Below are 14454 nucleotides of genomic sequence, written 5' to 3'. Positions count from 1 at the left end.
GATGAGCATAGATTCGTCCGATCTCTTTGGCTCGCTTTTCGAAGCACCGCCCGCGAACCGAACGGTTCCGGTGCTGGTGCCGATGCCGGCGCCGAAACCCTATTCCTACTCGGTGCCGGAGGGCATGGCGGTCGAGCCCGGCTCTGTCGTGCAGGTGCCGCTCGGGCCGCGGCAGGTGATCGGTGTCGTCTGGGACGGCGGCGAAGATGGCATCGATCCGAAGAAGCTTCGGCCGATCAGCCATGTCTTCGATTGCCCGCCGCTTTCCAAGGAGATGCGGGATTTCATCGATTGGGTGGCGAGCTACACGCTCTCCCCGCCCGGCCTCGTCGCGCGCATGGCGCTCAGGGCGCCGAACGCCTTCGAGCCGGAGCCGATGGTGGAGGGGCTAAAATTCGTCGGCGGCGAACCCGAGCGGATGACACCGGCACGTGCGCGCGTGCTCGCGGCCGCTTCCGACGGCCTCTCCTGGACGCGCAGCGGTCTGGCGCACGCGGCCGGCGTTTCGACGAGCGTCGTCGATGGGCTGATCACGCTCGGCATTTTCGAAACGGTGTTCCTGCCGCCGCCGCCTGTTGTGGCGATGCCGGATCCCGATTTTGCCGCCGCGCGCCTCGAAGGGCCGCAGAAAGAGGCGGCCGCCGAAATCGTCTCCGACGTCCGCAGGGGCGAATTTTCAGTGTCGCTGATCGACGGGGTGACCGGCTCCGGCAAAACGGAGGTCTATTTCGAGGCGATCGCCGAGACGCTGAAACGTGGCAAGCAGGTGCTGATTCTGCTGCCGGAGATCGCGCTGACGGCCAGTTTTCTCGGGCGTTTTCAGGATCGCTTCGGGGCAAAGCCCGCCGAATGGCATTCCGATCTCGCCCCACGCATGCGTGAAAAGGTCTGGCGCCAGGCGGTGACCGGCGAGGTACGGGTCGTCGCCGGCGCCCGCTCGGCGCTCTTCCTGCCTTTCGAGGACCTCGGCCTCATCATCGTCGACGAGGAGCATGATCCGGCCTACAAGCAGGAGGATCGCGTCTTCTATAATGCTCGCGACATGGCCGTCGTGCGCGGCCGCATCGGCGATTTTCCCGTCATCCTGGTCTCTGCGACACCGTCGGTCGAAAGCCAGGTTAACGGGCAGGGCGGCCGCTACAGCACCGTTCACCTGCCCACGCGTTTCGGCGACGCGGCGCTGCCGGACCTGCATCTCATCGATATGCGCAGGCACGCGCCGGAGCGGGGTGGCTTCCTGTCGCCGGTGCTGATCCGGGCGATCGGCAAGACCGTGGAGAGGCGCCAGCAGGCGCTGCTCTTTCTCAATCGGCGCGGTTATGCGCCGCTGACGCTCTGCCGGGTCTGCGGTCACCGCTTCCAATGCCCGCAATGTTCCAGCTGGCTGGTCGAGCATCGCTTCCGCAAGCAGCTGCAGTGCCATCAATGCGGCCATGCCGAGCGCACGCCGGAAGCATGCCCGGAGTGCGGCACGCTCGACCATCTGGTCGCCTGCGGGCCAGGCGTCGAGCGCATCGCCGAAGAGGTGGAGCGGCATTTCCCCGAGGCGCGGACGATCGTTCTCTCCTCGGACATGATGGGCGGGGTGAAGCGGCTGCGGCTGGAGCTTGATGCAATCGCCAAGGGTGAGGCCGATATCGTCATCGGCACACAGCTCGTCGCCAAGGGGCATAATTTTCCGCTGATGACGCTGGTCGGTATCGTCGATGCCGACCTCGGCCTTGCCAATGGCGATCCGCGTGCGGCCGAGCGCACCTTTCAGCTTCTGTCGCAGGTGACGGGGCGCGCCGGGCGCACCGGCCTCAAGAGCCACGGGCTGCTGCAGACCTACCAGCCGCAGCATCCGGTCATGCAGGCCATCGTTTCCGGCGATTCGGATGCCTTTTATGAACGCGAAATTACCGAGCGCGAACGCGCGGCATTGCCGCCCTTCGGTCGGCTCGCCTCGATCATCGTTTCGGCCGAAACGCGCCATGACGCGGAGAACCATGCGCGCGGCATGCGCAACGCAGCCCCCCAGGTCTCCGGCATCTCAGTGCTCGGCCCGGCGGAAGCGCCGCTTGCGCTGGTGCGCGGCCGCCACCGCTTTCGCCTCTTGGTCCAGGGACGGCGCAACTCCGACATGCAGGGGTTTCTGCGGGCGATGCTGTCGCAGTCACCGAAGGAGCGCGGATCAATACAGGTTCAGCTCGACATCGATCCGCAGAGTTTTCTCTAATGCGCCATTTCCTCCTTTTCCGGCTCATGCCATAAAACACCGATTCTTTCCGGGTGATTTGAGGCTGATGCATGGAATTCTATTTTCCAACCGAACTCGGCGAGCAGCTCGCCTTCTGCTCTGCCGCTTTCACGGCGCTGGCCGGCTTCATCATGATGTTTGCGCCGGGCCATGCTTTCCGTCTTCTCGGCTTGCAGGCGCAGGAGGGGCGGTCTGAAGGATATGGCGAGGGACGCTCGATGGGCGGTTTCTATCTCGGCTTCGGCCTCGCGGCGATCATGCTTGCCCAGACAACGATCTACATGGCATTCGGCGCCTCCTTTGCGATGGCTGCCTTTGCGCGGCTCATCTCGATCTTGTCCGATAAGGGGAGCAATCTGGTCAACTATTTACTTCTGGTTGTGCAAGTCGCGCTGGCTGCGCTGCCGCTGCTCTATGTTTTCGGCTTCGTTCAAACGTGAATTTCACCGCCGGCGGGCCGCCTTTGCGGCCTGTCCGCAAGCCTTTGCGCAATTTTGCGAACAGAAATTCATGCGAAAGGCGTATTCGGACGTTACGCGTGTTGCGAGTCCGAACATCCTATGTTAGACGGACCCCGAATTTCGGAAGAAGCAAGAGGCTTCTCTTGTGATTTCTGGGGGAAATCAAAACGAATTCAAGATCATAGGTTCGGCGCCCGCCGAGAGCCGGATTTTGGATTGAAATCAGGGAAATTTGTGCCAGTGGCAGACACATCCCAGCTTACTTCTGGTGTTGCCGAGCGCTATGCCTCGTCGCTTTTCGAGTTGGCGCTCGAACAGGGCGCCGTCGACAGCGTAACCGCCGATCTCGACCGTTTCCAGGCGATGCTGGATGAAAGCGCCGAATTGAAGCGCTTCGTCGCGAGCCCGGTTTTCTCCGCCGAGGATCAGCTGAAGGCGATCGTCGCCATCAGCGAGAGGGCCGGCATCAGCGGCTTCTTCGCCAATTTCCTGAAGGTCGTGGCGCGCAACCGCCGCCTGTTTGCCCTGCCGGGCATGATCAAGGCCTTCCGCGTCATCGCCGCGAATCACCGCGGTGAAATCTCCGCCGAGGTCACCTCGGCCCATGCTCTGACCGCAGAGCAGGAAAATGAATTGAAGGCGGCGCTGAAGGGCGTCACCGGCAAAGACGTGGCGATTGCCGTCACGGTTGATCCGTCAATTCTTGGTGGTCTGATCGTCAAGGTCGGGTCCCGTCAGATTGATACGTCTCTTCGTACCAAACTCTCTACCCTTAAGCTTGCATTGAAAGAGGTCGGCTGATGGATATCCGCGCCGCGGAAATTTCCGCAATTCTCAAAGACCAGATCAAAAATTTCGGCAAAGAGGCGGAAGTCTCGGAAGTCGGCCAGGTTCTCTCCGTCGGTGACGGTATTGCTCGCGTTTACGGCCTGGACAACGTCCAGGCCGGTGAAATGGTCGAGTTCCCGGGCGGCATCCGCGGCATGGCTCTGAACCTTGAATCCGACAACGTCGGTGTCGTTATTTTCGGCTCCGACCGTGACATCAAGGAAGGCGACACCGTCAAGCGGACCGGCGCCATCGTCGACGTTCCGGTCGGTCCGGAACTGCTCGGCCGCGTCGTCGACGCGCTCGGCAACCCGATCGACGGCAAGGGCCCGATCAATGCGACCCGCCGTTCGCGCGTCGACGTCAAGGCTCCCGGCATTATTCCGCGCAAGTCGGTTCATGAGCCGATGTCGACCGGCCTCAAGGCCATCGACGCCCTCATCCCGGTCGGCCGCGGCCAGCGCGAGCTCGTCATCGGCGACCGCCAGACCGGCAAGACCGCCATCCTTCTCGATGCCTTCCTCAACCAGAAGGCCATTCACGACAACGGTCCGGAAGGCGAGAAGCTTTACTGCGTCTACGTCGCCGTCGGCCAGAAGCGCTCCACCGTTGCCCAGTTCGTCAAGGTTCTCGAAGAGCGCGGCGCACTAAAGTATTCCATCATCATTGCCGCGACGGCATCCGACCCGGCGCCGATGCAGTTCCTCGCTCCATTTGCCGGCTGCGCCATGGGCGAATATTTCCGCGACAACGGCATGCACGCGCTGATCGGTTACGACGACCTGTCGAAGCAGGCCGTATCCTATCGCCAGATGTCGCTGCTGCTGCGCCGTCCGCCGGGCCGCGAAGCCTATCCGGGCGACGTTTTCTACCTGCATTCGCGCCTGCTCGAGCGCGCTGCGAAGATGAACGACGACAAGGGCGCCGGTTCGCTGACCGCCCTGCCGGTCATCGAAACGCAGGGCAACGACGTGTCGGCCTTCATTCCGACCAACGTGATCTCGATCACCGACGGCCAGATCTTCCTCGAAACCGACCTGTTCTATCAGGGTATCCGTCCGGCCGTTAACGTCGGTCTCTCGGTTTCCCGCGTCGGCTCGTCGGCACAGATCAAGGCGATGAAGCAGGTCGCCGGCTCGATCAAGGGCGAGCTTGCCCAGTATCGTGAAATGGCCGCCTTCGCCCAGTTCGGTTCGGACCTCGACGCTGCAACGCAGCGCCTCTTGAACCGCGGCGCACGCCTGACCGAACTCCTGAAGCAGCCGCAGTTCTCGCCGCTGAAGACGGAAGAGCAGGTCGCCGTGATCTTCGCCGGCGTCAACGGCTACCTCGACAAGCTGCCGGTCGCTCAGGTCGGCAAGTTCGAACAGGGCCTGTTGTCCTATCTGCGTTCGGAAGGCTCCGCCATCCTCGATGCGATCCGCACCGAAAAGGCTATCAGCGATGACACGAAGGGCAAGCTCGTTGCTGCTCTCGACAGCTTCGCCAAGTCTTTCCAGTAATCGGGCCCTAAGTTAGGACGGATCACGGATGCCTTCACTCAAGGATCTGAAAAACCGGATCGCCTCCGTCAAGGCGACGCAGAAGATCACCAAGGCGATGAAAATGGTCGCCGCGGCGAAGCTTCGGCGTGCGCAGGAGGCGGCCGAGGCCGCCCGGCCTTATTCGCAACGCATGGGTGCGGTTCTGGCGAACATCGCCAAGGCCGTCACCGATGCGGATGGCGCGCCGGCGCTGATGACCGGCAGCGGCCAGGACAAGGTCCATCTTCTGGTGGTCTGCACGGCCGAACGCGGTCTCTGCGGCGGCTTCAATTCGCAGATTGCCCGCTTTGCGCGTGACCATGTCCGCAAGCTGCTGGCCGAGGGCAAGACGGTGAAGATCTTCACCGTCGGCAAGAAGGGTTACGACATCCTTCGCCGCGAATTTGCGCCGCTGATCATCGAGCGCAAGGAACTGCGCGAAGTCAAGAAGATCGGTTTCGAAAACGCCGACCAGATCGGCAAGCGCATCATCGAGATGTTTGCCGCCGGTGAGTTCGACGTCTGCACGCTGTTCTACTCCGAGTTCAAGTCGGTGATCAGCCAGGTTCCGACCGCGCAGCAGCTGATCCCGGCCAAGGCTCCGGAAGCCGTCGCCGAAGATGCCGCCCATGCCGGCGCCGTCTACGAATACGAGCCGGATCCGGCGTCGATCCTCGGCGATCTGATCCCGCGCAACATCTCCGTCCAAATCTTCCGCGCGCTCCTAGAGAACGTCGCAGGCGAGATGGGCGCCAAAATGAGCGCCATGGACAATGCGACGCGCAATGCCGGTGAGATGATCAACAAGCTGACGCTGAGCTACAACCGTCAGCGTCAGGCTCAGATCACCAAGGAACTGATTGAAATCATTTCGGGCGCGGAAGCGCTCTGAGTTAGGAAAAGAGGGTAAGAAAATGGCTGAGGCAGCTACCCGCTCTGTCGGCAAAGTCACCCAGGTTATCGGCGCCGTCGTCGACGTTGCTTTCGAAGGCGAACTGCCGGCGATCTTGAACGCGCTTGAAACCGACAACAACGGCAATCGCCTGGTTCTCGAAGTCGCTCAGCATCTGGGCGAAAACGAAGTCCGCACGATCGCGATGGACTCGAGCGAAGGTCTCGTTCGCGGCCAGCAGGTCATCGATACCGGCGCTCCGATCTCGGTTCCGGTCGGCGATGAAACGCTCGGCCGTATCATGAACGTCATCGGCGAGCCGGTCGACGAAGCAGGCCCGCTGAACACCGCTCACAAGCGCGCCATCCACCAGGACGCTCCTGCCTATGTCGAGCAGTCCACGGAAGCGCAGATCCTCGTCACCGGCATCAAGGTCGTCGACCTTCTCGCTCCTTATGCAAAGGGCGGCAAGATCGGCCTGTTCGGCGGCGCCGGCGTCGGCAAGACCGTTCTCATCATGGAACTGATCAACAACGTCGCCAAGGCGCATGGTGGCTACTCGGTTTTCGCAGGCGTGGGTGAACGTACCCGCGAAGGCAACGACCTTTATCACGAAATGATCGAATCGGGCGTCAACAAGCATGGCGGCGGCGAAGGCTCCAAGGCTGCGCTCGTTTACGGCCAGATGAACGAACCGCCGGGCGCCCGCGCTCGCGTGGCTCTGACCGGCCTGACCGTCGCAGAACATTTCCGCGACCAGGGCCAGGACGTTCTGTTCTTCGTCGACAACATCTTCCGCTTCACGCAGGCTGGTTCCGAAGTGTCGGCTCTGCTCGGCCGTATTCCTTCGGCCGTGGGTTATCAGCCGACCCTCGCAACAGACATGGGCCAGATGCAGGAGCGCATCACCACGACGACGACCGGCTCGATCACCTCGGTCCAGGCCATTTACGTTCCGGCCGACGACTTGACCGACCCGGCGCCGGCAACCTCGTTCGCCCACTTGGACGCAACGACCGTTCTGTCGCGCTCGATCGCCGAAAAGGGCATCTATCCGGCCGTCGACCCGCTCGACTCCACCTCGCGCATGCTCGACCCGATGGTCGTCGGCGAAGAGCACTACGAAGTGGCCCGTAAGGTTCAGTCGACGCTGCAGCGCTACAAGGCCCTGCAGGACATCATCGCCATCCTCGGCATGGACGAACTGTCGGAAGAAGACAAGCTCGCCGTCGCCCGCGCCCGCAAGATCGAGCGCTTCCTGTCGCAGCCGTTCTTCGTCGCAGAAGTCTTCACCGGTTCGCCGGGCAAGCTGGTTGCCCTCGAAGACACGATCAAGGGCTTCAAGGGTCTCGTCAACGGCGAATACGACAATCTGCCTGAAGCCGCGTTCTATATGGTCGGTTCGATGGACGAAGCTATCGAGAAGGCCAAGAAGCTCGCTGCCGCTTGATGAGCGACGCTCAGGACGAGATATTCTGCTGCGACTCCCTCAAAGGAGTCGTGGCAGAACTTCCGGAACCGGCCGCGCCAACTGTCTATCGTGCCGATAACGGCGTGCTGATGATGGTTGTCGGACTGGTTCAGACCCAGGAGGGCCTCGGATATCTCGACCAGGCGATACTGCACTGCCCGTTCTGCGGGACAAATTTGCAAGATGCAAAAGCCATAGCCGAGAAGGTAAGTCACTGATGGCTGACAATTTCAACTTTGAGCTCGTTTCGCCGGAGCGTCTACTGCTGTCGGAGATGGTGACGGAGGTTGTCGTTCCCGCGACCGAGGGCGAGATGACCGTCATGGCGAACCACGCGCCGACAATGACGACGATCAAGCCGGGAGTGGTGAGCGTGCGTTCGGCTTCCGGCAAGAAGCAGGACTATGTGGTGTTCGGCGGTTTTGCCGATATTCTGCCGACGGGCTGCACGCTGCTGGCCGAATCGGCCGTTCCGGTCGAGGAACTCCATAAGGACGAACTGACCCGCCGCATCGAGGCTGCCCGCAAGGAGCTCGAACATGCCGAGCTGCATGAGCACAAGTCGAGGCTCGAGCACTTCATCATGGAACTGACGCATCTTCGCGGCATCGTCCAGGATTGATCATACCGACAGCATCAATGAAAGGCGGCCTCGAAGGCCGCTTTTTTGTTTTGCGGTCCTTCGAGCGAAGGTCGAAGCGCCATCATCGAAGAGCTTGAAAGAAAGAGTGGGCGTTCAAAGCCGCTTTTGCCCGGCCTATAACGGAGAGGCCACACTTGCAGCGCCGTCCGCCCCCAAGGCGCGCAAAAAGGCGCTGCGGCTCTTAATAAACCCATAGTGTTTTCTGATTCGGGTCGATGTGCTGAAGCACGTCGCGGTCTTTCAGATCTCGCCTCTCGCGCTTTAGCGCTTTGTTTTGCGCATACCGTTTTCGTGGCCGCATATCTTTGCGCGCCATGCTTTGAACCGGGTAGACTCTCACTAGAAGCCGGTGCCGCCGCGCAGCTCGATGACCAGCGTCTTGAACAGAATTTTCAGGTCGAGCCGCAGGCTGAAATTCCTGACATAATAGATATCGCAGGCGATGCGGGCCCGGGCTTGCAACGGGCGCGCCGTCGGTCCGCGCCAGCCGCGTGTCTGCGCGAGGCCGGTGATGCCGGGGCGCATGATGTGGCGATGGTGGTAGTTCGGCACCAATTCTTCGTAGAGCCTGCCGGCCGCGCGCATGTTGATGGCATGACAGCGCGGACCGACCAGGGACATGTCGCCCCTGAGGACGTTTAGAAGCTGCGGCAGCTCATCAATGTTGGTCCTGCGGAGCAGAGCGCCGATGCCGGTCACCCGCCTGTCGCCCTTGACGGTTTGCTGGATGCCGCTGGGATCGCAAGCGTCGGTGTGCATCGAGCGGAACTTGAAGACGGTGATCTTCCGGCCGTTCAGGCCCCAACGGATCTGGCGGAAGAATACGGGGCCGCCATCGTCGAGTTTGATGAAAAGAGCGATTGCCAGGAAAAGCGGCGCCAGCACGAGGAGAGCGCTGGCCGAGATGACGATGTCGATCAGCCGCTTTACGGCCAATCGCAGAGCCGCCTTCCCTGCGACACCGGAAAAGCTGTCCGGCTGGCGAATGTTGGAGTTCGCTACAACCAGGGTCCGGATTTTGTTCTGACGCTGAGACGAATCGAAGCGTGAACTTATCTTCGAAGTAAAAGCATTCATTACTCAAAGCCCAGAAGTTTAGATGCGATACTGAACAGCGGGGAGACAGATACATGCTTACGTATGGTTTGTCATCGTTATAAATAAGAAATCGGTAAGCATAAAGACGCCAAATATGGGAGTATTTCGCGTTAACCCTAATGCCTCTAGTTGAGTGGTATTCGAAATTATACTTTTAAAGGAGTAGCCCGATCAGGCGGCGCGATGTCAGGCGGCTACCCAAGTCGATTGCCGGTCGTTCCAACAGATAATAACTGAGGCTTGCCACCAGAAAAACCAGCGCCGCCGTCAGTGTGCAGGATTGCAGCCAGCCGGTGACCACATTCTCCGAGGCGGCCCCGAACGAGCCGGGGGCGAGTCTCTGGATCAATGTCAGGATGATCTCCTGCCAGATGTAAATGCCGAAGGAGATCTTGGCGACGTAGCGGATAGGAGCGTTATCAAGCAGCCTGCCCAGACCCTGCGAATGGCTAAGTGAAATGAGCGCTGTTGCGACGGCCAGTGGGAAGACCGGAAATCCATAAGGGATGTCAAGCCAGCCGTAACCTTCGGCCGAGCCACCGGGCGATATGAGGAGGCGGTAACCGGCAATCGCAAGGGCCAGGAGTGCCGCGGCATCGAACCAGGGGGAGCGTCTTGCGGGCAACATCACTTCGATACCGGCGGCAAGCGCGCCGAGCGCGAAGACGGCAAAGAAGCCGATCGGATTATAGTTAGGCATCCATTCCTTCGCCCCGCCCTGCAGGCCATATGCCCAGCCACGCCCGATATCGTCGAGCGCAAAGAGCCTCAGGATCACCAGATGGGCAAGAAGGACGACGGCAACGACGCCGAGCCAGGCGGCGCGGGCGAAGAACGGACGTCGCCGCAGCAGCGGCAAGCGAAACAGCAGGAAAAAGCCGACCGGCAGGAGCACATAGCTGGTCATTTCGAAGGGAATGGACCAGAGCGGCCCATCGGCTTCGACGGGAAAAAACGTGCGCCAGTGCCACTGGCTCATGAACAGCAGTCCGCAGACGTAGCGGACGACGAGTTCCGGCGTCAGCGGCAGGGCAAGCAGCGTCAGGCTGAGGACGAAGCTGACGCTGGCGGCGAACCAGAACCCCGGAGCGATGCGTGCCAACCTGCGGATGGCGTAGTGCCCAAGGTTCGGCATGGCGCCGCCGGCGTCGAGAGCGTGCCAGAAGGGGCGGGCAAGCAGAAAGCCGCTAAGCACGAAAAAGATGGCGACGCCGAAATTGCCGAAGCGGAGGACGTTTGCCGTCGCCGCCATTTCATCCGGAACTCTGCGCATATCCAGCCGGAGCGCGAGATGATGAGCGAGCACCAACAAGCAGGCCATCGCGCGCAGAAAGTCTGCTCCGACGAGTCTGTCCTGTGCTCGCATGTCGTTCCCCGCCCTGCCCGATTCGGCTTAAACCGCCCCAGGCTCAAAGCATTGCCGCGGAAAGCCGCTTCGGCAAGGCCCGGGCCGGATCAGCCGAGGAACTCGTTGGTGTAATAGGTGGAAAAGTCCGGCTTCTCTTTGAGCGCGACGCCATTCGCATCCACCAGGATCTCGTTCTCGATCAGGAAGCCGCCGATGGCATCGGCCTTTGCCGGGTCAAGCGTGCCGATCACGCCGGCCTCGGATCTCAGGAAATGGCCTTCGATCAACGCTTTCTGAGATGCTTTTACCAGTTCCGCGTTCATCAGCGCGCCGTTACTTCCTGATATCAGCAGGTCGCAGGCTTCGTCGGGATGGTCGATGGAGTAGACATAGCCTTGACGTGTGGCCTGGATGAAGGCGCGCGCGTGTTCTCGACTGGCCGAGAGATAGGCGTCGCTGGAAACGATGACCGTCGTCTGCTCGTCGGGAATGCCGTAATCGGAATAATGGAAGCGGCTGATCTTCCGATTCTCCAGCTCGGCGGCGATGCCCTCCCAGGTGTAGATCTCCAGCGTGAAGTCAATCGAGCCATTGTCCAGTGCCTCATAGGCGGAGGTGCCGAGGGTGACGGTCTTGACGTCGCCCTTGCCGCCGTCATTGCGGATCATCGCCGAGACCAGCGCGCTTTCCCAGGTACCGCCGAAGCCGCCATACGTCTTGCCGTCGAGATCTCTGGGGCTCTTGATGTCGTCGCGCCCGCCCTTGAAGATCAGGCGTGCGGTTTCCGTCTGGACGACGCCGTAGACCATCTTCACGTCACCGCCGCCAGCCCGCTGCGTGAGGGCCTCGATCTCGCTGCTGATGCCGAAATCGGCGACCCCGTTCGACACCAGCGTGCCGGCACTGGTGTCGGTAAAGGGTAGAATTTCGACATCGAGGCCGGCGGCCGCATAGAAGCCCTTCGCCTTGGCGACATAGATGCCGATATGATTGGTGTTGGGCGTCCAGTCGAGCGCGATGCGAACCTTTGCGGGCGCCGGTTGGCCGAAGGCGGCGCGGCCGGCGAGGCTTGTTGCGATGGTGGCAAGGATCGTCTGGCGACGGGTGAGAAGCGGCATGGTGACCTCCTCAGGTCTTGAGAGCATGATGCCGAAAAGTGCGGTTTTCGGACGACATCAGGCTCTAACTCTTAAAATTGGAACAGGAGCCAGATTTCAGGCCGGTCGGCCTAAAATCATCCTGTTCTAGCGGATGAAGCAGGGTTTGCAGGATTTCAGTCTCGATTGCCTGAGCCGCGGGTGAACCGAGATCGGCGATGCTTCTCGGGCGGGGCAGGGGGACACGGAATTCGCGGATGACGCGGGCCGGGCGGGCAGACAGCACGTAGATCCGATCGGAGAGGAAAACGGCCTCGCGGACATCGTGCGTGATTAGCAGCGCCGTCCAGCGATGTTCGGTCCACATGCCTTGCAGCCACTCCTGGATCTGTGTGCGGGTCAGCGCATCGAGCGCGCCGAAGGGCTCGTCGAGCAGCAGCATGTCCTGCTTCTGGATGACGGTGCGCAGCAGTGCCGCACGCTGTCGCATGCCGCCGGAAAGAGAAGAGGGGTAGTGATGCTCGAAGCCGGCAAGGCCGAACCGCTCGAAGAGGGGTGCGACAGCGGCGCGGGCCGCCCGACGACTCATTCCCTTCACTTCCAGGCCGAGCGCGGCATTATCGATGATCGGGCGCCAGGGCATCAGCGCATCGCGTTGCGGCATGAAGGCAAAGGAATGCGGCGTCTGTTCCAGCGCTGCACCGTTGAAAAGCATGGCGCCGGAATCAGGCCGCAGCGCCTGTGTCAGCAGTCTCAGCACGGTCGATTTTCCGGAGCCGGATGGGCCGACGATCGAGACGAACTCGCCGTTTGCGACGGTGAGTGAAATGTCGCTCAGAATCTTCATGCCGTCGAAGGATTTCGAGATGTTGCGCAGCTCAAGCATCTGACCGGTCATCGGCGCCGCTCCTGGGATGGCTGCCAGGGCATGACGAAACGCTGGATAACCAGCGTCAGCGCGAAGAGGCAGAGCGTCAAGAGAGCGCTGACGATCACGGCGGCGAGCACGAGATCGGGACGGAAATTGTTCTTGGCGTTGAGGATATAGATGCCGAGGCCGCTTGCAGCGCCGGCATATTCGGCAAAGATCGCGCCGACGACGGCATAGGTGATCGAGATCCTGAGACCCGCGAAGAAAAAGGGCAAAGAGGAGGGAAGGCGCGCCAGGCGGAAAATGCGCCAGCGGCTCGCCTTCATCGAGTTCAGCAATTCGGCAATATCGCGGTCGGTCGCCTCGTAACCCTGAAGCAGCGCAACGAGCAGCGGGAAAAAGGTGACGAGGGCCACCAGCAATATCTTCGGCAAAAGGCCGAAACCGAACCAGAGAACGACGAGGGGTGCGATCGCCACCAGCGGCAAAGTTTGACTGGCAATGAAGATCGGCAGCAGTGCCCGGCGCATGAAGGGCATGAAATCCATCAGGATCGAAGAGGCGAAGGCGAAGGCGAGCGACAGAGCGAAACCGCCGAGTGTGGCGCCGAGCGTCGGCCAGGTGTTTGACATCAGCCCCTCTCGGTTCAGCCAACCCTGGACAAGGATACGCGAAGGCGCCGGCAGAATGGACGGTTTGATGCCGGAAAGATCGACATAGAGTTCCCATGCCGCCAGAAAGGCAAAGCCTGCGAGCAAGGCGGGCATTGCCCGGTACACGGCGAGACAGAGCGTCGCAAGACGCGAATCCGATGGGCGTGGCGATGTCATCGGCGTTCGATTTCAGGCTTTCGTCGGGCCGTTCGCGCAAACCTGTCGAGGGCATCGGTCTCGATGCGCAGCCTGCCGCAATTCGGGGCGATTGCCTTGACGGCATCGATAGGGATGCCGGCGGAATGGCCGGACGTCGGGTAGAGTGACACTTGCGCGCCGGAATGCATTTGGACCTCGCTCCGCTGGCATTACCCAGATCAGCTTAGAAGGGTCCGGAAGCTTGCGCCTCGCATCTCAGCCCCGGCGACACGGAGCTCCCCTGTTATTTCGGCGAAAACTATCATCGGGGTTTTCTTGCCGCAACCGCAAAATTGCAAAGCAGTCCGGCCGGTCGGGACGGGGCGCAAATGAAAAAACACCCGGACAGAGGTCCTGTCCGGGTGTTTCCGAGGTTCCGTACCTGCCGGGAACGGAACCCGAGCGCTCGCCTCTCGGGGGCCATATCGGCTGGAGCGATCGATACGGGGGCGGACGAGCGCCGATGCCCTCGTTCCAGCTTTTATCGACCGGATGATCTCACTGCCGCTCCTTCCTGCGCCTCACGCTTTACGGGCGGGGGAGCAGGGGTTATAAAACCTCAACTAATATTGAGGTCAATAGGCGATGAATAGGATTTCTGCAACGCCGCTCGGCAGGCTTCTGACGGTCGGTGAAGTGGCGCAACGCAGCGGTCTTGCCGTCTCGGCGCTGCATTTCTATGAGGTCAAGGGGCTGATCTCGAGTATCCGCACGCGCGGCAACCAGCGGCGCTACGGACGCGATGTGCTTCGCCGGCTCGGCATCATCAAGGTGGCGCAACGTGTCGGCATTCCGCTTTCGGAAATCCAGACGGCATTTGCCTCCCTGCCGCAGGGACGCACGCCGACGGTTGCCGACTGGCAGACGCTGTCGGCGCGCTGGAAGGATGAGCTCGACACGCGAATCAGACAGCTGAGCCTGCTGCGAGACCGTCTGACCGGCTGCATCGGCTGCGGCTGCCTGTCGATCGAAAGCTGTCCGTTGCGCAATCCCTTCGATCGGCTCGGCGAGGAAGGGCCGGGCCCGCGGCTGCTGGAGAGCGAAAACGAAGTGTGAGCTTTCGGGGAAGAGCGCTAGCCTCTCGCGGAAAGATGATGCCGCCTTTCTTTCGGCCGGCGCGCTCATATGTTAA

Annotated in this window: 13 protein-coding genes, 1 pseudogene and 1 riboswitch; of the genes and pseudogenes, 9 read left to right on the top strand and 5 right to left on the bottom strand. The window is 61.3% G+C overall.

Going from position 1 to position 14454, the window contains the following annotated elements; translation table 11 throughout:
- Position 1: 1 nt before the first annotated feature.
- The 8 genes from AMK02_RS19650 (at position 2) to AMK02_RS19615 (ending at position 8036) form a co-directional block, all read left to right on the top strand.
- Positions 2-2218 carry a primosomal protein N' gene (locus AMK02_RS19650; RefSeq protein ID WP_064805401.1) on the top strand — a complete coding sequence of 739 codons (2217 nt, stop codon included), beginning with the start codon at positions 2-4 and terminating at the stop codon, positions 2216-2218.
- 71 nt (positions 2219-2289) lie between these two features.
- Positions 2290-2679, top strand: a complete 390-nt coding sequence (locus AMK02_RS19645; protein ID WP_064805399.1) for an AGROH133_08824 family phage infection protein — start codon at positions 2290-2292, stop codon at positions 2677-2679.
- Between the two features lie 255 nt (positions 2680-2934).
- On the top strand, positions 2935-3501 hold the full coding sequence (locus AMK02_RS19640; protein WP_082929685.1) for a F0F1 ATP synthase subunit delta: 567 nt from the start codon (positions 2935-2937) through the stop codon (positions 3499-3501).
- Positions 3501-5030, top strand: coding sequence for a F0F1 ATP synthase subunit alpha (gene atpA, locus AMK02_RS19635; RefSeq protein WP_064805395.1), 1530 nt, complete (start codon positions 3501-3503; stop codon positions 5028-5030). Before AMK02_RS19640 ends, atpA begins: the two co-directional genes overlap by 1 nt.
- Positions 5031-5058: 28 nt before the next feature.
- The gene (locus tag AMK02_RS19630; RefSeq protein WP_064805394.1) at positions 5059-5943 is read left to right on the top strand and encodes a F0F1 ATP synthase subunit gamma; all 885 of its coding nucleotides are present in this window, start codon (positions 5059-5061) and stop codon (positions 5941-5943) included.
- Between the two features lie 22 nt (positions 5944-5965).
- Entirely contained in the window at positions 5966-7393 is a 1428-nt protein-coding gene (atpD, locus tag AMK02_RS19625; protein WP_011427065.1) for a F0F1 ATP synthase subunit beta, read from the top strand.
- On the top strand, positions 7393-7632 hold the full coding sequence (locus AMK02_RS19620; RefSeq protein ID WP_064805392.1) for a hypothetical protein: 240 nt from the start codon (positions 7393-7395) through the stop codon (positions 7630-7632). Before atpD ends, AMK02_RS19620 begins: the two co-directional genes overlap by 1 nt.
- The gene (locus AMK02_RS19615) at positions 7632-8036 is read left to right on the top strand and encodes a F0F1 ATP synthase subunit epsilon (protein WP_064805390.1); all 405 of its coding nucleotides are present in this window, start codon (positions 7632-7634) and stop codon (positions 8034-8036) included. The genes AMK02_RS19620 and AMK02_RS19615 overlap by 1 nt, the downstream gene beginning before the upstream one ends.
- Positions 8037-8396: 360 nt before the next feature.
- Here the strand turns inward: AMK02_RS19615 and AMK02_RS19610 are convergent, their stop codons facing one another.
- The 5 genes and pseudogenes from AMK02_RS19610 to AMK02_RS19590 form a co-directional block, all read right to left on the bottom strand.
- Complete coding sequence (locus AMK02_RS19610) at positions 8397-9134, bottom strand: sugar transferase (protein ID WP_064805389.1); 738 nt, start codon at positions 9132-9134, stop codon at positions 8397-8399.
- A 167-nt stretch (positions 9135-9301) separates the two neighbouring features.
- A pseudogene (locus AMK02_RS19605) lies at positions 9302-10521 on the bottom strand (acyltransferase family protein).
- Between the two features lie 89 nt (positions 10522-10610).
- Positions 10611-11621, bottom strand: coding sequence for an ABC transporter substrate-binding protein (locus AMK02_RS19600; protein WP_064805385.1), 1011 nt, complete (start codon positions 11619-11621; stop codon positions 10611-10613).
- Positions 11622-11685: 64 nt separating this feature from the next.
- On the bottom strand, positions 11686-12498 hold the full coding sequence (locus tag AMK02_RS19595; protein WP_064805383.1) for an ABC transporter ATP-binding protein: 813 nt from the start codon (positions 12496-12498) through the stop codon (positions 11686-11688).
- Complete coding sequence (locus AMK02_RS19590; protein ID WP_064805381.1) at positions 12495-13301, bottom strand: ABC transporter permease; 807 nt, start codon at positions 13299-13301, stop codon at positions 12495-12497. Before AMK02_RS19590 ends, AMK02_RS19595 begins: the two co-directional genes overlap by 4 nt.
- A 160-nt stretch (positions 13302-13461) precedes the next feature.
- Positions 13462-13575: riboswitch (TPP riboswitch) on the bottom strand.
- 332 nt (positions 13576-13907) lie between these two features.
- Between AMK02_RS19590 and soxR the strand changes: the two genes are divergently transcribed.
- A complete protein-coding gene (gene soxR / locus AMK02_RS19585; RefSeq protein ID WP_064805379.1) occupies positions 13908-14378 on the top strand; it encodes a redox-sensitive transcriptional activator SoxR in 471 nt (156 codons plus the stop codon).
- Positions 14379-14454 lie beyond the last annotated feature (76 nt).

This window comes from Rhizobium sp. N731 (genome assembly GCF_001664145.1).
Lineage (GTDB): Bacteria > Pseudomonadota > Alphaproteobacteria > Rhizobiales > Rhizobiaceae > Rhizobium > Rhizobium esperanzae.
Note: the sequence above shows the minus strand (reverse complement) of the source record. Positions and strands in the feature narration are given on the sequence as shown.